Annotated in this window: 23 protein-coding genes, 1 pseudogene and 1 riboswitch; of the genes and pseudogenes, 13 read left to right on the forward strand and 11 right to left on the reverse strand. The window is 73.0% G+C overall.

Annotated elements, in window-relative coordinates; all coding sequences use genetic code 11:
- Window positions 1-88 precede the first annotated feature (88 nt).
- Window positions 89-1084 (forward strand): hypothetical protein, encoded by a 996-nt coding sequence (locus ACGFIZ_RS25495; protein WP_393423186.1) that lies wholly within the window; start codon window positions 89-91, stop codon window positions 1082-1084.
- Window positions 1085-1202: 118 nt separating this feature from the next.
- Here the strand turns inward: ACGFIZ_RS25495 and ACGFIZ_RS25500 are convergent, their stop codons facing one another.
- Window positions 1203-1895, reverse strand: a complete 693-nt coding sequence (locus ACGFIZ_RS25500) for a hypothetical protein (RefSeq protein ID WP_393423188.1) — start codon at window positions 1893-1895, stop codon at window positions 1203-1205.
- A 160-nt stretch (window positions 1896-2055) separates the two neighbouring features.
- Between ACGFIZ_RS25500 and ACGFIZ_RS25505 the strand changes: the two genes are divergently transcribed.
- From ACGFIZ_RS25505 to coaD, 5 genes are all read left to right on the forward strand, one after another.
- Window positions 2056-2784, forward strand: coding sequence for an SDR family NAD(P)-dependent oxidoreductase (locus ACGFIZ_RS25505; RefSeq protein ID WP_393423190.1), 729 nt, complete (start codon window positions 2056-2058; stop codon window positions 2782-2784).
- Between the two features lie 97 nt (window positions 2785-2881).
- The gene (locus tag ACGFIZ_RS25510; protein ID WP_393423315.1) at window positions 2882-3088 is read left to right on the forward strand and encodes an FAD-binding oxidoreductase; all 207 of its coding nucleotides are present in this window, start codon (window positions 2882-2884) and stop codon (window positions 3086-3088) included.
- Entirely contained in the window at window positions 3088-3156 is a 69-nt protein-coding gene (locus ACGFIZ_RS25515; RefSeq protein WP_393423302.1) for an FAD-linked oxidase C-terminal domain-containing protein, read from the forward strand. The genes ACGFIZ_RS25510 and ACGFIZ_RS25515 overlap by 1 nt, the downstream gene beginning before the upstream one ends.
- Window positions 3157-3234: 78 nt before the next feature.
- Complete coding sequence (locus tag ACGFIZ_RS25520; RefSeq protein ID WP_393423192.1) at window positions 3235-4716, forward strand: glycoside hydrolase family 3 N-terminal domain-containing protein; 1482 nt, start codon at window positions 3235-3237, stop codon at window positions 4714-4716.
- A 130-nt stretch (window positions 4717-4846) separates the two neighbouring features.
- The gene (gene coaD, locus ACGFIZ_RS25525; RefSeq protein WP_393423194.1) at window positions 4847-5284 is read left to right on the forward strand and encodes a pantetheine-phosphate adenylyltransferase; all 438 of its coding nucleotides are present in this window, start codon (window positions 4847-4849) and stop codon (window positions 5282-5284) included.
- 253 nt (window positions 5285-5537) lie between these two features.
- On the opposite strand, the gene ACGFIZ_RS25530 is transcribed toward coaD, so the two are convergent.
- Entirely contained in the window at window positions 5538-6173 is a 636-nt protein-coding gene (locus tag ACGFIZ_RS25530) for a hypothetical protein (protein ID WP_393423196.1), read from the reverse strand.
- Here ACGFIZ_RS25530 and ACGFIZ_RS25535 point away from each other — a divergent pair.
- The 3 genes from ACGFIZ_RS25535 (at window position 6168) to ACGFIZ_RS25545 (ending at window position 9272) form a co-directional block, all read left to right on the forward strand.
- Window positions 6168-7178 carry a tyrosine-type recombinase/integrase gene (locus ACGFIZ_RS25535; RefSeq protein ID WP_393423198.1) on the forward strand — a complete coding sequence of 337 codons (1011 nt, stop codon included), beginning with the start codon at window positions 6168-6170 and terminating at the stop codon, window positions 7176-7178. The genes ACGFIZ_RS25530 and ACGFIZ_RS25535 overlap by 6 nt on opposite strands.
- A gap of 123 nt (window positions 7179-7301) precedes the next feature.
- On the forward strand, window positions 7302-8183 hold the full coding sequence (locus ACGFIZ_RS25540) for a bifunctional 5,10-methylenetetrahydrofolate dehydrogenase/5,10-methenyltetrahydrofolate cyclohydrolase (protein WP_393423200.1): 882 nt from the start codon (window positions 7302-7304) through the stop codon (window positions 8181-8183).
- 309 nt (window positions 8184-8492) lie between these two features.
- Window positions 8493-9272 carry a sulfite exporter TauE/SafE family protein gene (locus tag ACGFIZ_RS25545; protein ID WP_393423202.1) on the forward strand — a complete coding sequence of 260 codons (780 nt, stop codon included), beginning with the start codon at window positions 8493-8495 and terminating at the stop codon, window positions 9270-9272.
- A 53-nt stretch (window positions 9273-9325) separates the two neighbouring features.
- Here the strand turns inward: ACGFIZ_RS25545 and ACGFIZ_RS25550 are convergent, their stop codons facing one another.
- Window positions 9326-9925: a malonic semialdehyde reductase gene (locus ACGFIZ_RS25550; protein ID WP_393423204.1), complete on the reverse strand. Its 600-nt coding sequence runs from the start codon at window positions 9923-9925 to the stop codon at window positions 9326-9328.
- Between the two features lie 94 nt (window positions 9926-10019).
- Between ACGFIZ_RS25550 and ACGFIZ_RS25555 the strand changes: the two genes are divergently transcribed.
- Together ACGFIZ_RS25555 and ACGFIZ_RS25560 are read left to right on the forward strand one after the other, a co-directional pair.
- Window positions 10020-10382: a winged helix-turn-helix transcriptional regulator gene (locus tag ACGFIZ_RS25555; protein WP_393423206.1), complete on the forward strand. Its 363-nt coding sequence runs from the start codon at window positions 10020-10022 to the stop codon at window positions 10380-10382.
- A 316-nt stretch (window positions 10383-10698) separates the two neighbouring features.
- Window positions 10699-10839 (forward strand): annotated as a pseudogene (locus ACGFIZ_RS25560) (IS256 family transposase); the annotation flags it as partial.
- 124 nt (window positions 10840-10963) lie between these two features.
- Here the strand turns inward: ACGFIZ_RS25560 and ACGFIZ_RS25565 are convergent.
- Window positions 10964-11743 (reverse strand): SDR family NAD(P)-dependent oxidoreductase, encoded by a 780-nt coding sequence (locus ACGFIZ_RS25565; RefSeq protein ID WP_393423208.1) that lies wholly within the window; start codon window positions 11741-11743, stop codon window positions 10964-10966.
- Window positions 11744-12228: 485 nt separating this feature from the next.
- Between ACGFIZ_RS25565 and ACGFIZ_RS25570 the strand changes: the two genes are divergently transcribed.
- On the forward strand, window positions 12229-13803 hold the full coding sequence (locus ACGFIZ_RS25570; protein ID WP_393423210.1) for a VWA domain-containing protein: 1575 nt from the start codon (window positions 12229-12231) through the stop codon (window positions 13801-13803).
- 51 nt (window positions 13804-13854) lie between these two features.
- Here the strand turns inward: ACGFIZ_RS25570 and def are convergent, their stop codons facing one another.
- Together def and ACGFIZ_RS25580 are read right to left on the reverse strand one after the other, a co-directional pair.
- A complete protein-coding gene (gene def / locus ACGFIZ_RS25575) occupies window positions 13855-14364 on the reverse strand; it encodes a peptide deformylase (RefSeq protein WP_393423212.1) in 510 nt (169 codons plus the stop codon).
- 9 nt (window positions 14365-14373) lie between these two features.
- Window positions 14374-15585, reverse strand: a complete 1212-nt coding sequence (locus tag ACGFIZ_RS25580) for a chorismate-binding protein (RefSeq protein WP_393423214.1) — start codon at window positions 15583-15585, stop codon at window positions 14374-14376.
- A 123-nt stretch (window positions 15586-15708) separates the two neighbouring features.
- Here ACGFIZ_RS25580 and ACGFIZ_RS25585 point away from each other — a divergent pair, with 123 nt between their 5' ends.
- The gene (locus tag ACGFIZ_RS25585; protein WP_347669485.1) at window positions 15709-15909 is read left to right on the forward strand and encodes a DUF5999 family protein; all 201 of its coding nucleotides are present in this window, start codon (window positions 15709-15711) and stop codon (window positions 15907-15909) included.
- Window positions 15910-16018: 109 nt separating this feature from the next.
- On the opposite strand, the gene gcvP is transcribed toward ACGFIZ_RS25585, so the two are convergent.
- The 5 genes from gcvP to ACGFIZ_RS25610 form a co-directional block, all read right to left on the reverse strand.
- Window positions 16019-18841: an aminomethyl-transferring glycine dehydrogenase gene (gene gcvP, locus ACGFIZ_RS25590; protein ID WP_393423216.1), complete on the reverse strand. Its 2823-nt coding sequence runs from the start codon at window positions 18839-18841 to the stop codon at window positions 16019-16021.
- 82 nt (window positions 18842-18923) lie between these two features.
- Window positions 18924-19021, reverse strand: a riboswitch (glycine riboswitch).
- A gap of 95 nt (window positions 19022-19116) precedes the next feature.
- A complete protein-coding gene (locus ACGFIZ_RS25595; protein ID WP_393423218.1) occupies window positions 19117-19974 on the reverse strand; it encodes an NAD-dependent protein deacetylase in 858 nt (285 codons plus the stop codon).
- A gap of 88 nt (window positions 19975-20062) precedes the next feature.
- The gene (locus ACGFIZ_RS25600; protein ID WP_393423220.1) at window positions 20063-20695 is read right to left on the reverse strand and encodes a DivIVA domain-containing protein; all 633 of its coding nucleotides are present in this window, start codon (window positions 20693-20695) and stop codon (window positions 20063-20065) included.
- Window positions 20692-21924: a globin domain-containing protein gene (locus ACGFIZ_RS25605; protein ID WP_393423222.1), complete on the reverse strand. Its 1233-nt coding sequence runs from the start codon at window positions 21922-21924 to the stop codon at window positions 20692-20694. Before ACGFIZ_RS25605 ends, ACGFIZ_RS25600 begins: the two co-directional genes overlap by 4 nt.
- Window positions 21925-21927: 3 nt before the next feature.
- Window positions 21928-23121, reverse strand: a complete 1194-nt coding sequence (locus tag ACGFIZ_RS25610) for a nitric oxide synthase oxygenase (protein ID WP_393423224.1) — start codon at window positions 23119-23121, stop codon at window positions 21928-21930.
- Between the last annotated feature and the right edge of the window lie 161 nt (window positions 23122-23282).

The raw sequence follows: 23282 nt of genomic DNA on the forward strand, positions 1-23282 counted from the left end.
GCGGCGAATGGGCTATCCCTGACCTGCTCCGCAGGGGTTCCGTTTCCTCCCCACGGCTAAAGCCGGGGGTTTCCACGGAAGACATTCGATGAACGGCCTGGGCCTGGGCCAGTTCGACTACGGCAGCGGCGCCACCGGCTGGCGGGAACTCACCCTGCCCGTGGACAAGGCCGGCGACACCATCCAGGTCGACCTGGGCGTGGCCAACGTCGCCGACGACCTGTTCGACTCCCAGGTCGTCGTCGACTTCGTCGAGGAGGTACGCGACCAGATCCAGCCGAGCCTGGCCTGGAACAACACCGCCGGCGGCATGGACCTGCGCTACACGGTGGACAACGGCGACCTCAAGCAGGCCGCCACCATCGACGTGTACTGGGCCAACGGGCCCGGCCACGCCAACCGGCTCGGGACGCCCGTCTTCAGCCACTCCGTGCCGGCGGGCACCACCGCCGGCCAGCACGGGCCGATCCGCATCGCCGGGAACCTGCTGGCCGACAACCCGGCCGGCGTCACCCACCTGATCGCCGTGGCCAGCCCCAGCCGGGTGGGCGCCCTGGCCGACGTGCAGGTCGCCTTCGGCGCCAACGCCAACGCCACCGCGGTGAGCGCGGCCACCATCGACATCGTCAAGGACAGCCTGCGCGCCGCCGGCCAGCGCACCGTCACCATCACCAGCACCGCGCGCACTCCCGCCGACCAGGCGCGGGCGATGTTCCAGAACCTCACCAACGCGGCCAACCCGGTGAGCGTCAACGTCGCCAACCAGTTGGCGCTCTACGCCGCGCCCGGCGACGCGGTCGTCAACACCTTCGTCCAGCAGACCCAGGGGATGACCCGGGCGCAGATCCTGGCCAACGCCGCCACCATCCGCGCCGCCATGGAACAGGAAATCAACGATCAGGGCCCGCAGAACGTCTCCCGCCACTGCGCCGACCCCGCCGTCGTCAACGTGGCCGACCTCGGCGCCGGCGCCTTCAACGCCACCAACGGTCCACTGTTCGTCAACGCGATCCGCCCGCGGGTGACCCGCTTCCTCGACGAGCGCGCCACCAACAACTGCTACCACATCGAGGTGACGCAGTAGCCGACAGGCGATCCGGCGGCAGGCGGCGATGCCCGTCTGCCGCCGCGCCGGCTCCAGCCGGTCGGGCGCGGGGAAGCCAACCGACGTCGCCGGTCCGCGACCCCGCGCCGCCCGCGGGTCAGCCCGCCTCGCGCAGCTCCGCCAGCCGCGCCTCGATCTCCGCCAGCTCGGCGCGCAGCTTCTCCGCCTGCTGCTCCACCTCCGCCCGCTCCGCGGCCAGGATCTGCTCCACCGCCTCCTGCACCCCCGGCACGTCCACCAGCGCCACCATCTTCAGCGCCTCCGCCGGCTTCACCACGTACGGCTTCGCCAGGGCCTTGGCGCCCTGCTGCGCGGCCACCGTCCACTCGCCGTCGGCGTACGCCAACGTCACCGTCAGCCCCGCCGGCCCCTTCGGCTTGGCCGCCTTGACCGCCCGCTTCGCCGGCTTCGCCTCCGCCTGCTGCTCCACCCTCGGCTCCTCCCGCCGCGCCACCGGCACCCTCGGCGGGGTGTCCAGCACGAACTCCGGCTCCGCAGCCGGCTGCGGCTGCTCGGCCTCCGACTCCGGCCGCGCCTCGGCCGCCCTGCGCCCCGCCCCACGCGGCGCGATCGCCACGTCGGCGGGGGAGAACGGCAGCTCGTCGCGGCCGAACCGCACCACCACGTACTCGTCGGACTCCGCCGGATCGGTCAGCTCCACCACCTGACCCACCTGCCCGGCGATCTGCCCGGCGGAGGCGGTGAACACCACCTTCGGCTTCCGGCCAGCCGCCAACGCCTCCCGGATGCCCTCCACCTCGTCCGCCGACAAACCCTCGCCGCCGCCCATCGCCACCCTCTTCCGTACACCTGTCTGATTGCTGCCTTGATACCAGCCGGCCCCGACACCCCGAAGATCAGCCCCGCCCGGGATCCACTGTGACGCCGCTGTGTCGATCATCGCCGGTAACGTCAGCGCCAACACCCGCAGGGGGAGGGGAGCGGCCCGGATGAGCCCAGTCACCATCGTCACCGGCGGGGGCCGCGGCATCGGCGCCGCCACGGCCCGCCGCCTCGCCCACGACGGCCATGACGTCGTCGTCGGCTACCGCCGCGACCACGACGCCGCCGCCCGCGTCGTCGCCGACATCCGCGCCGCCGGCCGCCGGGCGACAGCCGTCGCCGCCGACACCGCCGACCCCGACCAGATCCCCCGGCTGTTCGACGCCGCCGCCGACCTCGGCCCGCTGACCGGCCTGGTCAACAACGCCGGCGTCACCAGCCCCATCGGCCCCTTCACCGACCTGCGTATCGACGACCTGCGCCACGTCGTCGACGTCAACCTCGTCGGGTACGTCGTGGCCGCCCAGCACGCCGCGCGCCGGATGGGCGCCGGCGGGGCGATCGTCAACGTCTCCTCCGCCGCCGCCACCCTCGGCAGCCCGGGGGAGTACGTGCACTACGCCGCCGTCAAGGCCGCCACCGACACCCTCACCGTCGGTCTGGCCAAGGAACTGGCCCCGCGCGGCATCCGCGTCAACACCGTCGCCCCCGGCATCATCCGCACCGACCTGCACGCCGTGTCCGGCGTGCCCGACCGCCCCGACACCGCCGCCGGGCGCGTTCCGCTGGGCCGCGCCGGGGAACCCGACGAGATCGCCGGCGCGATCGCCTGGCTGCTCGGCCCCGACGCCAGCTACACCACCGGCGCCGTCCTGCGCGTCTCCGGTGGCCTCTGACCGCTGCGGCGGGGCCGGCCCGAACCGTCCGGAACCCGTGATCGACTCAACGGCGGCGACATGGGGATATCCGAGTCCTCCGAATGCCCCCATTTCGGTGACACGGGGTGGATCACCGGGATCCGGCACCGGCGTCCTGCGCTACGGCACCATGCGCGACCTCACCCTCGGACTGGAGGTCGTCCTGCCCGACGGACGGATCTGGAACGGACTGCGCACACTGCGCAAGGACAACACCGGCCACGACCTCAAGCACCTGTTCATCTCATCGCCGACTACAAGGACCACCACGAACTGGACCTGATGCGCGGCATCAAACAACTGCTCGACCCGCGCGGGCTGATGAACCCGGGAAAGGTACTGCCCGGCTGACGCCCCCGGAATCGCCCACCAAACCCGGCAAAACAGTGCAAAAATCCCCACCAACGGAGGCCGAGGGGAAGGGAAACGGTGGCAACAGACCGAGGACTACGCCGGCTCGCGCTCGGCACCATCCTGGCCGCGTTCCCCGGGCACACACCACCGCCCTGGGCCGTGGAACTCGTCCGCGACGGCCTGGCCGGGCACGTCCTGTTCGGCCGCAACGTCGACAACCCCGCACAGCTCACCACCTGCGTCGCCGCCCTGCGCGAGGCCCACACCGACGTCCTCGTCGCCATCGACGAGGAGGGCGGCGACGTCACCCGCCTGGCCCACGCCACCGGCAGCCCTTATCCCGGCAACGCCGCACTCGGCGTGGTCGACGACCTCACCCACACCCGCGACATCTACCGCGCCATCGGCGATCAACTCACCGCCGTCGGCATCACCCTCGACCTGGCACCCGTCGCCGACGTCAACTCGGCCGCCGACAACCCGGTGATCGGCCCCCGCTCGTTCGGCACCGACCCGACCCGGGTGGCGGCCCACACCGCCGCCGCCGTCACCGGCCTGCAGGCGGCGTACGTCGCCGCCTGCGCCAAACACTTTCCCGGGCACGGCGCCACAGTCGTCGACTCGCACCTCGAACTGCCCACCGTCGACGTACCCATCGAAGTGCTCAAGACCCGCGACCTGCCGCCGTTCGCGGCGGCCATCGCCGCCGACGCGAAAGCGATCATGAGCGCGCACATCCGCGTCCCGGCGGTGACCGGCGACCGCCCCGCGACGTTCAGCCGGCCCATCCTGACCAATCTGCTCCGCGACGAGTACCGTTTCACCGGAACGGTCATCACCGACGCGCTGGAGATGCAGGCCGCCTCCACACCCGTCGGCGGCATGGGACCCGCCGCCGTGCTCGCCCTCGCCGCCGGAGCGGACCTGCTCTGCCTCGGCGCGACCGAGGACGCCGCCGTCGTCGAACGCGTGGCCGACGAGATCTGCACCGCCACCCGCGACGGACGACTGCAGGTCGCGCGCCTCGAACAGGCCGTGGAACGGTCCACGCGGCTGGCCGCCTGGACCCGCCCGTCGCCCGGGCCGATGCCACCACCGACCCGGCTCGGCTACGACGTCGCGCGCCGGGCCGTACGCGTGGACGGCATACCCCCGTCGGGCACGCCGCTTGTCGTGCAACTCTTCGCCACCTCGACCAACGTGCAGGGCCGCACGCCGTGGGGCCTCGGCCCGCACCTGACCGGCGTGGAGGAGATCCACAAGGTCGCTGCCCAGACCACCGCGGCGGAACTACGTCAGCACGCCGGCGGCCGGCCGATCGTCGTGGTGTGCCGCCGGCTGCGCGGGCTCGCCGGAGGACCGGCGCTGGTGGAGACGCTGGCCGCCGACCATCCGGTCACCGTGGTGGACATGGGCTGGCCGTCCAGCTGGCGCCCGCGGGGCGTGCGGGCGTTCGTCACCACGTACGGCGCGAGCCACGCCAACGGCCGCGCCGCCGCCGAGGCCCTCGGGCTGGTGTCCGCTCTCGGTGATGGGGAGCCACCCCGAGCGGTCTGAGCTGTGGTGGGGCATGACCGATCTGGGAGCGTAGGGCGACGACGGAATCAGGTACGGGCTGCGAGCCACCTCATGGATGGCCCGCCAGCAGGCTGCGGTGAGCCGCCCGGACCGCAGGTAGCATCTGTCGATGCTTCACGAGCCTGTTGGCGATCCTCGAAGCTCCCGCGCTGTCTATCCCGGAACGTTCGCCCCCTTCACCGCCGGTCATCGGGATCTCGTCGACCGGGCGCGGCGCTTGTTCGAACACGTGACGGTGCTGGTCGCGATCAACGATGAGAAGCGGCCCACCAAGACCGGTGCGGAACGCGCGCTGGACATCCGTGCCATCCTCCCGGCGGACTGGGAGAACGTGACAGTCGCAGCCTGGAGCGGGCTGACCGTGGCCTACTGCCAGCAACACGGAGCCGGAGTGATCATCCGTGGCGTGCGGAACGCTGCCGACGCGGTGGGCGAGTGTCGGCTGGCCGCCATGAACGAGACGCTGGGTATCGCGACCCTGTTCATGGCGGCTCGGCCCGAACTGGCGGCGATTTCCTCGACCGTGGTCCGCGCCGCCGCGACCTAGCCGCGGCCCGAACACCCACCCTCTCCCGCCCAACATGGATTCGATAATGTACATTATGTCAAGTTGACGGATCGGCGGCCCCCTCCCGCCCGGTCGAGGCCAACTCGTCACCGGCAGCGACCGCCCGGCCGGCAACCGCGCCGCCACCGCCGCCAGCAGCAACAGAGCGCACAACGCGGGCAACGCCGCGGCCAGACCGAACAGCACCGCGACGGCCGGACCCAGCACCGCGCCCGTGAGCGCCGCGAGCGCGTCACCGGCCTGGAACGCCGCCGCCACCGACGACGCCGTGAACAGCACCAGGAACGCCACGCCGACCGCCGCGTACCCCGCCGCCAGCAATACCCGCGCCGGGAACCGCAGCACCAGCCGCCGACTCAGCAGCGCCCCGCCCAGGTGGCCCACGCCCAGCCCCGCGACCAACCACCCCACCACCGCGCCGGAACCGTGCCGACCCGCCACGAACGGCACCAGCAGCGCGGTCAGAGCGGCGTTGGCCGTCCAGTACAGCCAGCAGCCCGCGCAGCAGCGGCGCGCCGGCCACCTGGGCCAACCCGTCCCGCAGGCCCCCGATCACGGGTACGGCGGGCGGGCGCCGGACGCCACGTACCCGCAGCCCGGCGGCGACCGACGCGGCGCCCAACTGGGCGGCGAGGGCGAGCGCGACGGCGGCCGGGAACCATCCCCGGGCGACGAGGAACGTGCCCACCGGAGGGCCCAGCATCCGCAACGCGTCGGTGCCGAACGCCCACAACGCGTTGGCGGCGGCCAGGTCCGCCTCGCTGTCGACCAGGCTCGGGGTGAGCGGGCGAGTCGACCCAGCCGTCCCGCTCCCCTCGCGGCAGACCCCCCGCCAACACGAAAATCCTGCATAATATCCCTTATGCACGACAAACAGGACGAAGCGGTGACGTCGCTGATCGAGGAGTTCCTGACGGCTCGGGCGACCCGCAAGCCCTCCCCCCACACCCTCGCCGCGTACCGGCGCGACCTGCTGGCCGTCGCCCACCTGGCGGCCGAGGACGGCACCCCTCCCCTCCCCCTCGACGAGTTGACGATCATCGCCCTGTCCCCCCGCCTCATGCGCGCGGCGTTCGCCCGCTTCGCCGCGCCCCGCGCCGCCGCCTCGGTGCACCGGGCGTGGTCGACGTGGAACAGCTTCTTCACGTTCCTGGTGGCCGAGGGGGTCGTGCCGGGAAACCCGATGCCCGCGGTGGGTCGACCCCGCGCGCCGCTCCCCCAGCCCAAGCCGCTGCGCGGCGACGACACCCCGGAGGAACTGCTCGCGGCGGTGGCCCGCGGCGAGGGCCGCCAGCGCGACCCGTGGCCGGAGCGGGACCTGGCCGTGCTCGCGCTGGCGCTGTGCGCCGGACTTCGGCTGTCGGAGTTGCTGGCGTTGCGGGTGGCGTCACTGGCGGGCCGGCCCGGTGAGCGCCGGGTCGACGTGGCGGGCAAGGGTGGGCGGCCGCGGGTGGTGCCGATCGAGGCCGACCTGGACCGGCTGTTGGCCGACTACCTGGACAGCCGGGCCCGCCGGTTCGGTGCCCGCAGCGTGCGGCCGGACTCGCCGCTGCTGGTGGACCGGCGGGGCGAGCCGCTGCGCCGCGGTGGTCTGCAGTACCTGGTGGAGTCCTGCTATCGGCGGGCGGGCATCGGCGACCGGGTGCCGCGTGGGGCGCGGTTGCACGCGCTGCGGCACACGTTCGCGACGCGGTTGGCCGAGGACGGGGCGAGCGCGGCGGAGATCATGCGGTTGCTGGGGCACGCGTCGTTGGCGTCGTCGCAGACGTACATCGAGGTGACGGCGGGTCAGCAGCGGGCGGCGGTGGCGTCGAACCGGACGAACCGGGCGTTGGCGGGGCTGGTGGGTGGGGGTGGCGGCCGGGTGGGGTGACCGGTCGCGGTGGGGTGTGGCAGGGTGGTGGGGTACGCGACTGGCGGCACCGGGGATGGGATCGACCATCGGGGAGCTCGTCGTGGGGGTCGTCCGCCTGGGCTCCCGCGGGCGAGGTGTCGCATGTCTGCTGTGGGTACGACGACCGCTCGGGTGTTGTCCGGCAAGCCGGTGGCGCAGCGGGTGCTGGCGGAGGTCGCCGAGGGTGTGGCGGCGTTGCGGGCGGCGGGGGTGACGCCGTCGTTGGCGACGGTGCTGGTCGGTGACGACGACGCGAGCGCCGGGTACATCCGGATCAAGCAGCGGCAGGCGGCGGAGTTGGGTTTCGCGTCGCCGCATGTGCATCTGCCGGCGTCGGCGTCGCAGGCGGATCTGCACCGGGTGTTGGAGGATTTCAACGCGGACGCGGGTGTGCACGGGGTGTTGCTGCAGCATCCGATTCCGGGGCATCTGGACTACGACCGGGCGTTGCAGGTTCTCGATCCGGACAAGGACGTGGACGGGATGCATCCGGTGAACATGGGCCGGTTGGCGTTGGGGTTGCCGGGTCCGTTGCCGTGTACGCCGGCGGGGATCGAGGCCTTGCTGGCGTTTCACGGGGTGCCGGTGGCGGGTCGCGAGGTGGTGGTGCTGGGTCGGGGTGCCACGTTGGGTCGGCCGTTGGCGATGTTGTTGGCGCAGAAGCGGCCGACGGCGAACGCGGCGGTGACGGTGGTGCACACGGGGGTGGCGGACTGGCCGCGGTACACGCGGCGGGCGGAGATCCTGGTGGCGGCGGCGGGGGTGCCGGGGATCGTGCGGCCGGAGCACGTGCGTGCGGGTGCGGTGGTGGTCGGTGGTGGGGTGCGGTACGAGGGTCGGCGGTTGTTGCCGGATGTGGACGAGTCGTGTGCGCGGGTGGCGGGGGCGATCACGCCGCGGGTCGGTGGGGTGGGCCCGACGACGGTGGCGATGTTGTTCGGTAACGCGTTGGCGGCGGCGCGGCGGGCGGCGGGTCGGGGTTGAGTCGCTTGTGTCCCGGGTCGTGGCTGTTGTCGCGGCCCGGGGTGGGCGTGTGGCGGGGCGTGGGAGGGTTGTCGGATGTTCAGGGTGTTGGTGTGTTCGATGCTGGTGTTCGTGGTGCTGGGTGCGGTGGGGATCTGGTTGCGGCGTCGTCGGGGTCGGTGAGGCGGCGTCGGGGGCGGGCGCTGCGGGGCCGTCGGGGGTCCGACTCCTCCCCTGGTGGCCGGGGTGTCGGGGCCGCGTGGTGAGGGCGGACACAGGGGTTCGTGGTGGTGGGGGCCGGGTGGGGGTGGGTGGGCAGAATGGCCGCCCGTGGATGTCGATCCCCTGTTGCTGACGACCCTGCTCGCTGCGGCCGCGATGGCCGGTTGGGTCGACGCCGTCGTCGGTGGGGGTGGGTTGCTGTTGTTGCCGGCGTTGCTGGTGGCCGCGCCGGGGGTGCCGGTGGCGACGGCGTTGGGCACGAACAAGCTGGCGGCGATCTTCGGTACGGCCACGGCGGCGGTGACGTACGGGCGGCGGACGAAGCTGGACTGGCGGGTGGCGGGGCCGGCGGCGGGGTTGGCGGTGTTGACGGCCGGGGTGGGTGCGGCGTTGGCGGGGGCGGTGCCGGCGGGGGCGTACCGGCCGGTGGTGTTGGTGGTGTTGTTGGCGGTGGCGGTGTTCGTGCTGACCCGGCCCCGGTTGGGGGTGGTGGCGCGTCCGGAGCGGCGTACGCGGGTGCGGGTGGCGGTGGCGGTGGGGGTGGCCGGGTTGGGGATCGCCCTGTACGACGGGTTGATCGGTCCGGGTACGGGCACGTTCCTGGTGTTGGCGTTCACGGCGTTGGTGGGGGCGGATTTCGTGCACGCCTCGGCGATGGCGAAGGTGGTGAACGCGGGTACGAACCTGGGTGCGTTGGTGGTGTTCGCGGCGACGGGGCATGTGTGGTGGCTGCTGGGGGCGGCGATGGCGGTGTGCAACGTGGCCGGAGCCGCGCTGGGCGCGCGGATGGCGTTGCGGCGCGGCTCCGGCTTCGTGCGGGTGGTGCTGTTGGTGGTGGTGGTGGCGTTGGTGGTGAAGTTGGGTTACGACCAGTGGCGGGCCGGTTGAGCGGCTGCGGGTACGCCGGCGGGGCGGCGCGTCGGTGGTCCGCCGCGGGCGGGTCAGGCGTGGCGGACGACGTCGTCGTAGTCGAGGCGGGGCAGTCGGGGGAACCAGGCGTCGGGGCCGGGCTTGCCGATGTTGACCACGAGCAGGGATTTCCAGGAGCTGTCGGCGAAGAATTCCTTGTCGACGCCGGCGGCGTCGAAGCCGCCCATGGGTCCGGCGGCGAGGCCGGCGGCGCGGACGGCGAGCAGCCAGTAGCCGATCTGCAGGCCGGCGTTGAAGCGGGCCATCTGTTCGCGGCCGGCGGGGTCGGTGGCGAGGCCGTCGCGCATCTCGGGGCGGATCGGGAAGATCCGGGGGATGAACTCGTGGAAGTCGGTGTCGGCGGCGAGGACGGCGACGACGGGGGCGGCGGCGGTCTTGGCGCGGTTGCCTTCGGCCATGTGGGTGAGCAGCCGCTGGCGGGGTTCGCCGTCGCGGATGAACAGCACGCGCAGGGGCTGGGTGTTGGCGGCGGTGGGCGGGTACTTGGCGAGTTCGAAGATGGCGCGCAGTTGGGCGTCGGTGACGGGTTCGTCGGTGAAGGTGTTGGCGGTGCGGGCGTCGGTGAACAGTTGGGCCTGCGCCTCGGGGTGCAGGGTGATCAGGTCGCTCATGGGGTCCTCGTTCTCGCGCGGCTGCTCCGCTGATCGGAGCGGCTAGCTTTTTAGTAGCTCCTTGCCGGCTCAGCGTAGCGCGTATCCTGGGGCCATGACGAGTAGGCCCGAGGCGGGTGCTGCCCCCCGCGCGTGCGACGCGGGTCTGGCCCGGGCCTTCGCGTTCCTCGGTAAGCGGTGGAACGGGGTGCTGCTGGGCACTCTGGCGGGCGGGCCGGCCGGTTTCGCGGAGTTGGCCCGGGCGCTGCCGGGCATCAGCGAGTCGGTGTTGTCGGATCGGCTGGGTGAGCTGTGCCGGGTGGGTCTGGTCTCGCGTACGGTGCGCCAGGGTCCGCCGGTGGGGGTCAGTTACCAGCTCACCGACCGGGGGGCGGCGTTGGTGCCGGCTCTGGAGGCGTTGGCCCAGTGGGCGCAGGAGAACCTGCCGCCCGAGGCGGGAGGTGGCGGCGGCTGCTGACCGCCGTCGTGTGATCATGGGCGGATGCCCGTCCGCGCCGAACACGTTGGGTGAGTTGGCGCCGGTGCTGCCGGCGCGGCTGTGGGCGCACCTGTCCCCCGGCCTGGACGCCGCCGTGGCCCGCCGGTGAACTGTCCGGTGATGGGGGCTATCCGTTACGCTGCCGGCCGTGCCGTGCCGTGCTGATCGGACACGCCCGCCCACCGACAAGCAGGACCTGGAAGCGAACCGGCAAATCTTGCTCGACCTCGGGGTGCCGGCCGAACGGATCTACCTCGACCGGGCGTATTCCGGCACCACCCGCGCCCGGCCCGGCTTGGACCAGGCGGGGGCGGTCGAGGTGGCCGCGCCGCGGGTCAACGACAAGCGCGTCGACGAGACGGGTGAGCGGCGGCGGTTCGCCTCGGCGGTCCTGCCGGCCTGGTGCCGCAAGTCCCCGCGGATCAGCGAGGTGCTGCGGGTCAGGCTGGTGATGTACGGGCCGGTCGGTAGGAGGCGGGAGCCGGAGGTGAATCTCCCCCTCCGGCTCCCGCCTCCGGGTTACCCGACCCTGGTCGTACGGGTGGCTGGTCAGCCGGGTTTCACGCCGAGTTCCCCCGCCAGGCCAGCGCGCCGCCGTCGATCAACCACTCGGCCCCGTTGACAAACAAGGCCTTGTCGCTGGCGAGGAAGCAGACGAGTTCTGCGATCTCGTTGGGTTGGCCGAGCCGCGGCACCAGATGTGTCCCGGACATCGCCCGCGCATGGGCCTCGGGGTCGGGGGCGGCGTTCATGTAGTCGGCCACCATCTGGGTCTCGGTAACGCCCGGGGCGATGCTGTTGACTCGTATGCCGTACTTCGCGAGGTCCAGGGCGAGGTTCTTCGTCAAGAGGCTGAGTCCGCCCTTGCTCACGCCATAGGCGATACAGCCGGGAAACGCCACAAACGAGCCGGTCGAAGTGGTGTTGATGATTGACGGATTGCGGCAGCTGGCCTTCAACTGAGGCAGCGCGTACTTGGCGCACAGCCATGCGCCGCGCACGTTCACGCCAAGGACATGGTCGAAGGTTTCGACCGCCATGTCCTCCAGCGACACCCCGCTGGTCAAGGCCGTCTCGTTGATGCCAGCGTTGTTGTGTAGCACGTCAATCCCGCCGTACAACTCCACCGCCCTGGACATCAGCGCCTGGACCTGCTCCGCGTCACGCAAGTCGCAGGCGACGAATGAAGCCTGGCCCCCAGAACTGACGATTTCATTCTCGACTGATTTGCCCGACGCCTCGCTCGTGCCGCTGATTACAACGTTTGCTCCGTAGCGCGCGGCAGCACGAGCGGTACTTGCGCCGATTCCTCTGGTGCCACCCGTGATAACGAACGTCATGCCCCGGAAGTCATATGACATGACCCAGCCTCGATTCGCGAAAGTGCGCGCTGCCTCCGCGCGCCCGACGGTCGCCCCGAAACCTACCCGCCAAGGCAACTTTTCGGAAGAGAGCAATAGATCACCAGGTGGTGAACTCGCGGCGAGTGCCCAAGGGTCTGGCCTGACATGTCGAGTCTGTATGGGTTGGCGGGCATTCTGACAATGAGGCTTTCCGAGTAACGGCGTGTGGCTGAGGCGCGGAAGCGGCTCGGCGGCGTCGGCGGGCGTCCGCGGCTGTGTAGGCAGGTGATTCACTTGCGCGCTGCACCGCCGGGCGTGATGGCGGGGGTCGGCCGGTCCGCCTTGTCCAGCCGCCACGCCGGGTCAACAACCCGACGCTGACCTGGGCCTGTGTCGCACCGGCGGGGACCGGCGCAGCCCCTAGCGTCTGCCTTCGAGGCCGCGCCCGCTGGCGGGCGCGGCGCAGCCGCGAAGGAGACACGATGGGTTTCACAGCAGTGCCCCGCGGGCGTGTCAGGGGGGTGACCGTCGCCGCCGTGACCGCGATGGTGACCGTCGTGGCAGCGCCGGCCTGGGCGGCCCCGGGGGTCGACCCGGGCACGGTGGACCGGGCCGCCGACCCGGGCACCGCCATCCCGATCAGCAAGGTGGTCTCGACCCCGGCGATCCCGCCGAAGCCGGATGTGGTGCTGCTGGTCGACACGACCGGCAGCATGGGCCCGGCGATCGAGAACGTCCGGAGCAACCTCCAGCAGGTGATCAACAGCGTCCGCACCGCGCAGCCCGGCGCCGAGTTCGCGGTCGCCTCCTACCGGGACGAGGAGGACGGGCCGGAGCTGTTCCAGGTCCGGCAGAACCTCACCGCCGACGCCATCGACCTGCAGAACGCCGTCGACGGGCTGCTCGCCGACGGGGGCGGGGACTTCCCGGAGGCCTGGGTGAACGCCCTGTTCGAGGTCTCCGACGGCGCGATCGCCTACCGGTCGGGCAGCAGCCGGATCGTGGTGCTGGTCGGTGACGCCCCCAGCCACGACCCGAGCGCCGGGCACACCCTCGCGCAGGCCACCGCCGCGTTGCAGGCCGACCACGCGCGTGTGCTCGCGGTCGACGTCGCCGGCGAGGGTGGCGGGCTGGACGCCGACGGCCAGGCCACGGCCGTGGCCACCGCCACGGGTGGCCAGGTGGTCGACAGCGCCCCGGACACGGTCACCGCGGCGATCCTGAACGGGCTGCGGGACCTGGACGTCACCGTCACCCCGACGGTGACGTCCTGCGACGCGGGTCTGTCGGTGAGCTTCGACGCGCCGTCGCGGACCCAGCAGAGCGGCACGGACGTGCCGTTCGCCGAGACCATCACGGTCGCCGGGGACGCCCCGCAGGGTGCCGTCCTGCACTGCACGGTGGACTTCCGGCTCAACGGGCTGCCCGGCGGGCCGGAGTTCGTCGAGCACATCACCGTGCGCGTCAACGACGTCACCCCGCCGACCGTCGTCGTCGACGACCGGACGGTCGAGGCGACCGGCCCGGCCGGCGCGGTGATCGACTACCCGGCCAGCGCCACCGACAACGTCGACGGGCCGCTGACCCCGACCTGCGTGCCGCCGCCCGGCAGCACGTTCCCGCTGGGCGCCACGACGGTCACCTGCACCGCCACCGACGCCGCCGGCAACACCGGCAGCGACACCGCGGTGATGCGGGTGGTGGACACCACCGCCCCGACCACGCGGTGCGTGCCGACGAACAACCCGAGCGGGGACAACACCCCCGGCTCGTACAACCCGGACGGGTTCTACGAGCTGACCGCCACCGACGTCGTCGACACGGACGTGGAGGTGTACATCGGTGACGCCGCCGACCCGTCGGTGACGTTCGGGCCGTTCCCCGCCGGCACCAAGATCAAGCTGGTGCAGGCGCCGGGCGCGCAGTCCCGGGTCAGGGACGGCACCGGCGACGTCGACTACAAGGTGACGCTGCGCGGCGACGCGGTGATCACCGGCGTGGACGACTCCGGGAACCGGTCGACCGCGACCTGTCTGGTGGCCCCGCCGCCGAAGTGACCGGGTGAGCGGGTGCGGGGGTGGCCGGCGTGTCCGGCCGCCCCCGCGTCGTCAGGGGCGCCGGCGGGGCGAGTCGAACCGGCCGGCGCGGATCTCCCGCAGCGCCCGCCGCCGCACGTCCCCGCGCAGGGTGTCGACGTAGAGGCGGCCGGCGAGGTGGTCGGTCTCGTGTTGCAGGGCGCGGGCGAGGAATCCGCTGCCGGAGATGGTCAGCGGCTCGCCGTGCTGGTCGACGCCGCGGGCGGTGGCGTGCAGGGCGCGGGGGGTCGGGAAGTACAGGCCGGGAATGGACAGGCAGCCCTCGTCGTCGTCCTGCAGTTCGTCGGACAGCTCCAGGGTCGGGTTGATCATGTGCCCGCGGTGGCCGTCGGCGTCGTAGACGAACACCTGGGCGTTCACGCCGATCTGCGGGGCGGCGACACCGGCGCGCCCGGGGGCGCCGAGCAGGGTGTCCATGAGGTCGCCGACCAGGGCACGCAGTTCGGCGTCGAAGCTGGCCACCGGCTCGCAGGCGGTGCGCAGCACCGGGTCGCCGATGATCCGGATGGGCCGCATCGTCATGGCAGCAGGCTATCGGTGCGCCCGCGTGCGGCCGCCGGCGAGGGCGGCGCGTACGGGGCGGGCCTTGGCGGCGGCCTCGGCGACCTCGGCGTCGGGGTCGCTGTCCCAGGTGATGCCGCCGCCGGCCCAGCCGTGCAGCAGGTGGCCGTCGGCGGCGGCGGTGCGGATGGTCAGGCCCAGGTCGAGGCGGCCGGGGCCGATCCAGCCGAGCGCGCCCATGCCGGCGCCGCGGCCGACGGGTTCGCAGGCGGCGACGAGGTCGAGGGCGGCCAGTTTCGGGGCGCCGGTGACGGACCCGCCGGGGCAGACGGCGCGCAGCAGGTCGGCCAGGCCGAGCCCGTCGGCGCAGGCGGCGGAGACGGTGGACTCGGCCTGCCACAGGTCACACCAGCGGCGTACGGCGAACAGTTCGTCGACGGTGACGCTGCCGGTGGCCGCGACGCGGGCGAGGTCGTTGCGTTCCAGGTCGACGATCATGATGTGTTCGGCGCGTTCCTTGGTGGAGGCGAGCAGGTCGCGGCGGCCGGCGGCGGTGGCGGGGCGGGTGCCCTTGATGGGGCGGGTGACCAGCCGGCCGGCGTGCAGGGCGATCAGGGTCTCCGGGGAGGCGCAGCCGATGGACCAGCCGGGGCCGTGCAGGGTGCCGCCGTAGCGGGCGCCGGGCAGGCGGGCGAGCCGGGCGAGGGCGGGTCGGGGGTCGCCGGTGTACGGGGCGGCGGCGTGGCCGACGAGGTTGACCTGGTAGACGTCGCCGCGGCCGATGGCGGCGCGGACGGCGGCCACGGCGTCGGCGTGCTGGCGGTCGGTCCAGCTCGGGGTCCACGGCCCGATCCACCATCCGCCGCCGGGTGGCGGGGCGGGTGGCGCCGGGGTGGCGGCATGGTCGTAGACGACGACGGCGAGGTCGGGCAGGGCGGGTGCGGGGGTGGGCGCGCCGGGGTGGCCGGCGGCCATCACGGCGCCGGCGGCGGCGGAGACGTACAGGGCGGCCCCGCACGGCCCGTCGAGGTGGTGGGCCGCGGGGCGGCTCAGGTCGTCGGCGGCCAGGCCGTGGCCGGCCAGGAACGCCTCGGCGAGGGCGGCGGGGTCGCCGCCGTCGGCGAGGCGCCACTCGAGTCGGTCGCGTTCGACGAGCCGGTCGCGGCAGCCGTGCGGGGCGGCGGGTGCGTCGACCCGCGTCAGTGGAAGCGCTTCCACGCCGTCTGGCCCATTCTCCATCATCCGTTCAGTGGATTTCCCGCCGACATGACGGGAACCGGCTCGATGCTGCGCGCAAACGCTTGGTACTGTGCGTCACTGGTCATGTGAACCATGACACAGTGCCCCCACAGTCCGGAGAACCCGATGTGCCAGCACCAACCCACCTGCCCCTCCGCCGAAGCCACCGACCGGGAAGCCGCCAGGGTCCTCGCCTGCTTCCCTGAGCAGGGCTGGAGCCTACTCTGCAATGGTGTCATCGTCTTCGAGGACACCGGCGAACTACTCCCTGACGGCCGCACCATCGCCCCCCACCGCGGCCCCGCCCGACACGCCCTCGTCGCCTGACCAGTCACTCAGCGTCAACGCCCGGGCCGGTCACCCGGGCACACCGGCCGGCGCCGGCATCGACGCGCCGGCCGGGGCGGCACCCTCGGCACCGCCCCGGCGCCGCCCGTCACAGCTCGAACGCCTCCGGCGACGGACACGAGCACACCAGGTTCCGGTCACCGTACGCGCCGTCGATGCGCCGCACCGGCGGCCAGTACCGCCCCGCCCGATCCACCCCCGCCGGGTACGCCCCCACCGACCGCGGATAGGCGTGCCCCCACTCGTCGGCCGACACCATCGACGCCGTGTGCGGGGCGTTGACCAGGGGATTGTCCCCCGCCGGCCACTCACCCGAGGCCACCTTGTCGATTTCACCCCGGATGGCGATCATCGCATCGCAGAACCGGTCCAGCTCGGCCAGGTCCTCACTCTCCGTCGGCTCCACCATCAGCGTCCCCGCCACCGGGAACGACATCGTCGGCGCGTGGAAACCGTAGTCGATCAGCCGCTTCGCCACGTCGTCCACGCTCACCCCGCTGGCCTTCGTCAACGGACGCAGGTCCAGGATGCACTCGTGCGCCACCAGGCCCTTGTTGCCGGCGTACAGCACCGGGAAGTGCTCCCGCAGCCGCGCCGCCACGTAGTTCGCCGCCAGCACCGCCACCCCCGTCGCCCGGGTCAGCCCCGCCGCGCCCATCATCCGCAGGTACGCCCACGGGATCGGCAGGATCCCCGCCGACCCGTAGCGCGCCGCCGAGATCGCCACCGCGCCCTCGGCCCGCTCACCCGCCGGGTCACCCGGCAGGAACGGCGCCAGATGCGCGCGCACCGCCACCGGCCCCACCCCCGGACCACCGCCCCCGTGCGGAATGCAGAACGTCTTGTGCAGGTTCAGGTGCGACACGTCCGCCCCGAACCGGCCCGGCTTGGCGAACCCCACCAGGGCGTTGAGGTTCGCCCCGTCGACGTACACCTGCCCGCCGGCGTCGTGGACCTTCGCGCACAGCGACGCGATGCCCGTCTCGTACACCCCGTGCGTCGACGGATACGTCACCATGATCGCCGCGAGCGCGTCCCGATGCTTGTCGATCTTCGCGTCCAGGTCGACCAGGTCGACGTTGCCGTCACCGTCACAGCCGACCACCACCACCCGCATACCCGCCATCACCGCCGACGCCGCGTTCGTGCCGTGCGCCGACGACGGGATCAGGCACACGTCCCGGTGCCCCTCACCCCGCGAGCGGTGGTACGCGCGGATCGCCAGCAGCCCCGCCAGCTCCCCCTGCGACCCGGCGTTGGGCTGCACGCTGACCGCGTCGTAGCCGGTCACCTCCGCCAGCCAGCCCTCCAGCTGCGCGATCATCTCCCGGTACCCGGCGGTCTGCGACTCGGGGGCGAACGGGTGGATGTGCGCGAACTCCGCCCAGCTCACCGGCTCCATCTCGGTGGTGGCGTTCAGCTTCATCGTGCACGACCCCAACGGGATCATGCCCCGGTCCAGGGCGTAGTCGAAGTCGGCCAGCCGCCGCAGGTACCGCAACATCGCCGTCTCCGACTGGTGGCTGCGGAACACCGGGTGGGTGAGGAAGTCACCGGTGCGTCGCAACGCCTCCGGCAGCCGGGTGTCGGTCCCACCGTGCGCGGCCGGCACCCCGAACGCGGCGCACACCGCGTCCAGGTGCGCGCCGGTGGTGGTCTCGTCGCAGGAGATCCCCACCCGGTCGGCGTCGACCAGCCGCAGGTTGACGTTGCGCTGCGCGGCGGCGGCCACCACCTCGGCGGCCCGGCCCGGCACCACCGCGGTGATCGTGTCGAAGAACGGCACGTCGACGACCTCGACGCCACCGGCCCGCAGGCCGTCGGCGAGCCGCGCCGCCATCCGGTGCGTGCGCTCGGCGATCCCACGCAGCCCGTCCGGGCCGTGGTAGACCGCATACATGCCGGCCATCACCGCCAGCAGCACCTGTGCGGTGCAGATGTTGCTGGTCGCCTTCTCCCGACGGATGTGCTGCTCCCGGGTCTGCAACGCCAACCGGTACGCCGGGGCGCCGGCCGCGTCGCGGGACACCCCCACCAGGCGCCCCGGCAGCATCCGCTCCAGACCGGCGCGCACCGCCAGGTAGCCGGCGTGCGGGCCACCGAAACCCATCGGCACCCCGAACCGCTGCGTGGTGCCGGCGGCGATGTCCACGCCGATCTCCCCCGGCGGGCGCAGCAGCGTCAACGCCAACAGGTCCGCCGCCACCGTCACCAGCGCCCCCACGGCGTGCGCCGCGGCGACCAGGCCCGCGTGGTCGCGTACCGCCCCCGACGCCCCCGGGTACTGCAGGTGCAGGCCGAAGAACTCCGCCGGCAACTCGTCGGCGTCCAGGTCGACCACCCGCACCTCGATGCCCAGCGGCTCCGCCCGGCCGGTGATCACCGCCACGGTCTGCGGGAGGGTGTCCGCGTCGACCACGTACACCGGACTCTTGCTCTTCGACGCCCGCCGGGCCAGGGTCATCGCCTCCGCCGCGGCGGTGCCCTCGTCGAGCATCGACGCGTTCGCCGTGGCCAGCCCCGTCAGGTCGGTCACCATCGTCTGGAAGTTCAGCAGCGCCTCCAGGCGGCCCTGGCTGATCTCCGGCTGGTACGGCGTGTACGCCGTGTACCAGGCCGGGTTCTCCAACACGTTACGGCGGATCACCGCCGGGGTGTGCGTACCGTGATAGCCCAGGCCGATCATGGACACGGCGACGGTGTTGCGGGCGGCCAGGGCCCGCAACTCGGCCAGGGCGTCGTGCTCGCTGGCCGGCTCCGGCAGGTCCAGGGTGCCGTGCCAGCGGATCACCTCGGGGATCGCCGCGTCCATCAGCTCGTCGATCGAGTCGTAGCCGACGGCCTGCAGCATGCGACGCTCCGCCTGCGGGTCGGGGCCGATGTGCCGGGCGGCGAACTGCTCTGCGGTCATGGGCGGACACTCCGGGGTGAGGTCGAACAGGTCGGCCTCCCCCTGAGTCGCACCCCACACGGCGTGGGGCTGCTCCACAGTGCCTGCCCACGAGGTCCTTTTGCCTGAGAGGTTCCGGGGAGGGGTCTGCCCCTTCGGCGCCGCCCGCGACACCCGGGCGGTCTCTCCCACGTGGGTGTACCGGCGCACTCCACGCTACCAGCGCCACCCGGCCGGCCGCGCCGCCGGTCCGGGTCGGCGCCCGGCGGCCCGGCCCGGACGCCCCTGCCGCCCGCTCAGACCGGCGACCCGACCGGCTCGCCGGCGACCCGGTCGGCCAGGGCCGGCAGCACCACCCCCAGCGGCGCGTCCACCGTCACCGCCGCGTACCCGTCACCGCGGGTCGCCCCCTGGTTGACGATCGCCACCGGAACACCCCGCCGCGCCGCGCGGATCACGAACCGGCGCCCCGACAGCACCGTCAACGACGACCCGAGCACCAGCAGCGACCGGGCCCCGTCCACCAGGTCGAAACAACGCGCCACCCGCGCCGGCGGCACCGCCTCCCCGAAGAACACCACGTCCGGTTTCAGCATCCCCGTGCCGCAGAACGTGCAGTCGACCGTCGTGAACCCGGCCACCGCCTCGTCCGGCAGGTCCACGTCACCGTCCGGGTTGACCGCCGCCGCCGCGGCCGCGAACCCCGGGTTCGCCTCCCGCAGCCGCCGGTGCAGCTCCCACCGGGAGGTCAGGTTGCCGCAGCCGAGGCACACCACCTCGGCCAGCCGGCCGTGCAGCTCCACCACCGACGGCGACCCGGCGGCGGTGTGCAGCCCGTCGACGTTCTGGGTGATCACCGCGTCGACCAGCCCCGCCCGCTGTAGCCGGGCCACCGCCCGGTGCCCCGCGTTCGGCGCCGCCCCGGCGATCGTGTGCCACCCCAGGTGGCTACGCGCCCAGTACCGCCGCCGGGCCACCGGGTCACCGGTGAACGTCTGATACGTCATGGGGGTGTGCCGGCGGGCCACGCCGCTCGGCCCCCGGTAGTCCGGGATGCCCGACTCGGTGGACAGGCCGGCGCCCGACAGCACCACGACCCCGCCGGCGGCGAGCAGCCCCGCGAGGGCGTCGATCGTCTCGGTCACGCCGTCCATGCTGCCGCACCGCCGGCGGTGACGGCGACCGCCGCCGCACCCGCGTCCACGGGCCCACCCGGCCGGGGCGGCCCGCACCGGCGCCGGGCTACCCGCCGAGCACCTGCCGCAGCTGCGCGCTGGCTGCCCCGGCCGCGACCGCGTCGGCCCGCAACTGCTCCGCCTGCTCCGCCAGCCGCGCCTGCCACTGGCTCAGGTGCTGCTGCGCCGCCGCCACCGCCGCCGACAACGCCGCGTGCCGGCCCTCCAACTCCCGCACCTGCCGCCGCAGATCCTCACCCGCCGGACCCGCCTGCGCGGGCACCGCCCCGGCCCGCCGGTGCGCCTCCGCGAGGATCTCGTCGGCCTGCCGCCGGGCGTCGGCGATGATCTCCGCGCCCTCCTCGCTGGCCTCACCGATCGTCCGGTTCGCCTCGTCCTGCGCCCGCACCGCCAACTCCACCACCATCGGGTCGGGGCCCTGCTGCCCGGCCGCGCCCGGCAACGCCCCGTGCCGCAGCAACTCCACCTGCTGCGCCAGAAGCTCGTTCTCCCGCCGCAGCCGGCCCAGCTCACCGCCGAGGAACGCCAGCCGCTCGTCGGCCGAGCGGACCACGCGCGTCACCTCGTCCGCGTCCAACCACTGGGCGCCGCGGAACCGGCGCGCCTCCAACGCGGCCAACGCCCGCGACGTCTCACCACGCGGGTCGACGGCGACCAGATCGCCATGGTTCGTGCTCATTGGGCACCCATCCAAGTGACGTCAGGCGACGCGGACGCCGCCGCGTTCACCAGAGGCGGATACAGGGAATGGTCGTAACTCTCCACGAGTATCCGGTCCGGCGCGACGCCGGAGGCCGCCAGGGCGGAAAGCGTCGCCTGGGTCATCTCCGGGCTGCCGCACACCAGCACCTCCGCGTCCCGCCACGGACCCAACCGCACCGCCGCGTCCGCGGCCGTACCCACCGCACCCTGCCACTGCCACCCGGTCTCCACCGTCGGCACGTACCGCAGCCACCCGCCGCCGCCACCGGACTGCCACGCCCCCGTCGGCGGCATCGCCGCCAACTCCCGCAACGCCCGGTCGTCGTACAGGTCGTCCGGCGTCTTGCCGCCCACCACCAGCGTCGTCGGCCGCCCCGGCCCCTGCTGCACCGCCTCGGCCACCGCCCGCAGCGGCGCCAGACCCGTACCGCCGGCCACCAGCAGCAGCGGCAGCTGCGGCGACCGGTTGAACGACGACAACGCCGTACCCACCGGCAACCCCAGCAGCAGCTGGTCACCCACCTGCAGCTTGCGCACCAGATGCGTGGAGAACCGGCCCGCCGCGCGGACGTGGAACTCCATCGTCCCGTCCGGACGCGGCGCGTTCGCCGGCGACAGGTACCGCCACGTCCGCAACGCCGGCACCTGCACCGGCAGCGACTGCCCCGGCAGGTACTCGCACAGGTAGTTCGGGCGCACCGTGAACACGCACACGTCCGCCCGCCGCCGCTGGGTCGCCAGCACCTCCGCCTCCCAGTACGGCGGCGACGTCCGCTCCGCCTCCGCCGCGCCGGTGAGCATCATCCGCGCCACCGTCTCGTACGCCGCCGCCCAGTCCGCCCGCAACGCCGGCGTCCACCGCGGCCCCAGGAACCGCTCCAACGTCGACAGCAGCGCCTGCCCGACCCAGATGTAGTGCCACTCCGCCAACGGCACCGGCCGGCCCTGCCGGTCCTCGCCCCGGAACCGCCGGTGGTCGGCGCCCAACCGCTGCGCGAACGCCGTCAACGCCTGCTCGTCGTCGACGTGCGTGATGATGTGCCCCAACGCCGCCAACAGCTTGTCCTGCTGATACTGCATGCTCGTCGGGAACATCGACCGCGTCTCCGGCGCGATCAGGAACAACGTGGCGTAGAAGTACTTCGCCGCCTCGGGGCCCGCCATGGCGAACTGGGCCCAGCTCTGCCGCAGCGCCGCGACGTCCACGGCTCAGCCCTCCCGCAGCCGGGCCGCGACGTGCCGCTGCCGCAGACCCAACTGCGCCACCCCGGTCGGCCCGTACGCGCGCTCCCCCGGCCACAGGTTCGGGTTCGGCACCCGCGTGTCGTAGTAGCGGTGGTGCACCGCGTGCAACGCCGCCCACCCCACACTGCCGTTGAGCCACGACCAGTCACCGTGCACCGGCCGGCCCGCCCGCTCCTCCTGCGCGCAGAACTTCATGAACAGCTCCGACTCGGTGTGCGGATCCGACACCCGCACCCCGGCCAGCTTGAACGAGTACAGCACCGCCTGGTTGAGCACCAGGGCGGCGTGCTCCCGCCACAGGGTGTCCTCCCGGGACGTGTCCAATCCCAACCCCCGCGCCACCGGCAGCAACTGGTCGTAACGGCCCTGGTCGCCCATGTTCCGGGTGCCGATCTCGTCACCCAGATAGTGGCCGTTGAACGGAGCGCAGCTGTAGTCCACCCCACCGATGCGCATCCGCATGTTACTGATCACCGGCAGGGCATGCCAGCGCAGCCGCAGCTGCTCGAACCACCGGTGCTCCGGGTGCACCAGCGCGACCTCCCGCACCAGCTCCCGCGGCGCCTCCACCAGCGTCGGGTCCTCGTACTCCGTCTCGATCACCCACGGCAGCAGGTCGAACCGGCCCAACACCGGCGGCGGACGCCAACCCAGCCGCTGCGCCGCGTCCGTCATCGCCACCTGCGCCGGGTCACCCAGCACCGTGTCGCCGCCCGCCCGGTACCCGCAGTACCGGATCAGCTGGTCGTTCCAGATCCGCGCCCGCGGACCCACCCCCGGCCGGTCCGGCGCGAACACCGTCATCACCGACTGGATCCGCCCGCCGTTGTCCGCCGCCACCAGATGCTGCGCCAACTCCTGCGCGATCCCCGCTACGGTGCCCACGTCACGGCGGTCCCGGACCCGCAACCCCGCCCACCGCACCCGGCCCACGCACCGCACCGAGTTGCGCCACGCCACCTTCGCCCCGTACACCAACTCCTCGGTGGTGTGCCGGTACGTGCCGGTCAGCGCGACCTCCTCCCGCACCTGCGCGACCCGCGCCGCCACCCCGGGCAACCGCCGCTCGTCGTGATACAGGTGCAGGAACTCCACCGCCTCCGCCAGGACCTCGCCGGGCGGCGGCACCAGCGGCGCCGCCGGCCGAGGAGCGTGCATGACCGGGCAACCCGACCCGGTCCCGTTCATGAGACGTCCGTCGACATTCACCAACGTCGTGGTGGCATGACTGTCAGCATGCACTCTGCTTCAAATCCGATCGTCGGGCAGCGTCCTCGCCGTTCCTCGCATCGTCACCGGCTCACCGACCCCACGCAGTG

It is taken from the genome of Micromonospora sp. NPDC048830, assembly GCF_043198215.1.
Classification (GTDB): domain Bacteria; phylum Actinomycetota; class Actinomycetes; order Mycobacteriales; family Micromonosporaceae; genus Micromonospora.

Excerpts from the sequence above, each read along its gene's own strand:
- ACGFIZ_RS25495 (WP_393423186.1), top strand. The coding sequence starts at position 89 with ATGAACGGCCTGGGCCTGGGCCAGTTCGACTACGGCAGCGGCGCCACC.
- ACGFIZ_RS25500 (WP_393423188.1), bottom strand. The coding sequence starts at position 1,895 with ATGGGCGGCGGCGAGGGTTTGTCGGCGGACGAGGTGGAGGGCATCCGG.
- ACGFIZ_RS25505 (WP_393423190.1), top strand. The coding sequence starts at position 2,056 with ATGAGCCCAGTCACCATCGTCACCGGCGGGGGCCGCGGCATCGGCGCC.
- coaD (WP_393423194.1), top strand. The coding sequence starts at position 4,847 with ATGCTTCACGAGCCTGTTGGCGATCCTCGAAGCTCCCGCGCTGTCTAT.
- ACGFIZ_RS25535 (WP_393423198.1), top strand. The coding sequence starts at position 6,168 with ATGCACGACAAACAGGACGAAGCGGTGACGTCGCTGATCGAGGAGTTC.
- ACGFIZ_RS25540 (WP_393423200.1), top strand. The coding sequence starts at position 7,302 with ATGTCTGCTGTGGGTACGACGACCGCTCGGGTGTTGTCCGGCAAGCCG.
- ACGFIZ_RS25550 (WP_393423204.1), bottom strand. The coding sequence starts at position 9,925 with ATGAGCGACCTGATCACCCTGCACCCCGAGGCGCAGGCCCAACTGTTC.
- ACGFIZ_RS25555 (WP_393423206.1), top strand. The coding sequence starts at position 10,020 with ATGACGAGTAGGCCCGAGGCGGGTGCTGCCCCCCGCGCGTGCGACGCG.
- ACGFIZ_RS25565 (WP_393423208.1), bottom strand. The coding sequence starts at position 11,743 with ATGACGTTCGTTATCACGGGTGGCACCAGAGGAATCGGCGCAAGTACC.
- ACGFIZ_RS25570 (WP_393423210.1), top strand. The coding sequence starts at position 12,229 with ATGGGTTTCACAGCAGTGCCCCGCGGGCGTGTCAGGGGGGTGACCGTC.
- def (WP_393423212.1), bottom strand. The coding sequence starts at position 14,364 with ATGACGATGCGGCCCATCCGGATCATCGGCGACCCGGTGCTGCGCACC.
- ACGFIZ_RS25580 (WP_393423214.1), bottom strand. The coding sequence starts at position 15,585 with ATGATGGAGAATGGGCCAGACGGCGTGGAAGCGCTTCCACTGACGCGG.
- ACGFIZ_RS25585 (WP_347669485.1), top strand. The coding sequence starts at position 15,709 with ATGTGCCAGCACCAACCCACCTGCCCCTCCGCCGAAGCCACCGACCGG.
- gcvP (WP_393423216.1), bottom strand. The coding sequence starts at position 18,841 with ATGACCGCAGAGCAGTTCGCCGCCCGGCACATCGGCCCCGACCCGCAG.
- ACGFIZ_RS25595 (WP_393423218.1), bottom strand. The coding sequence starts at position 19,974 with ATGGACGGCGTGACCGAGACGATCGACGCCCTCGCGGGGCTGCTCGCC.
- ACGFIZ_RS25600 (WP_393423220.1), bottom strand. The coding sequence starts at position 20,695 with ATGAGCACGAACCATGGCGATCTGGTCGCCGTCGACCCGCGTGGTGAG.
- ACGFIZ_RS25610 (WP_393423224.1), bottom strand. The coding sequence starts at position 23,121 with ATGCACGCTCCTCGGCCGGCGGCGCCGCTGGTGCCGCCGCCCGGCGAG.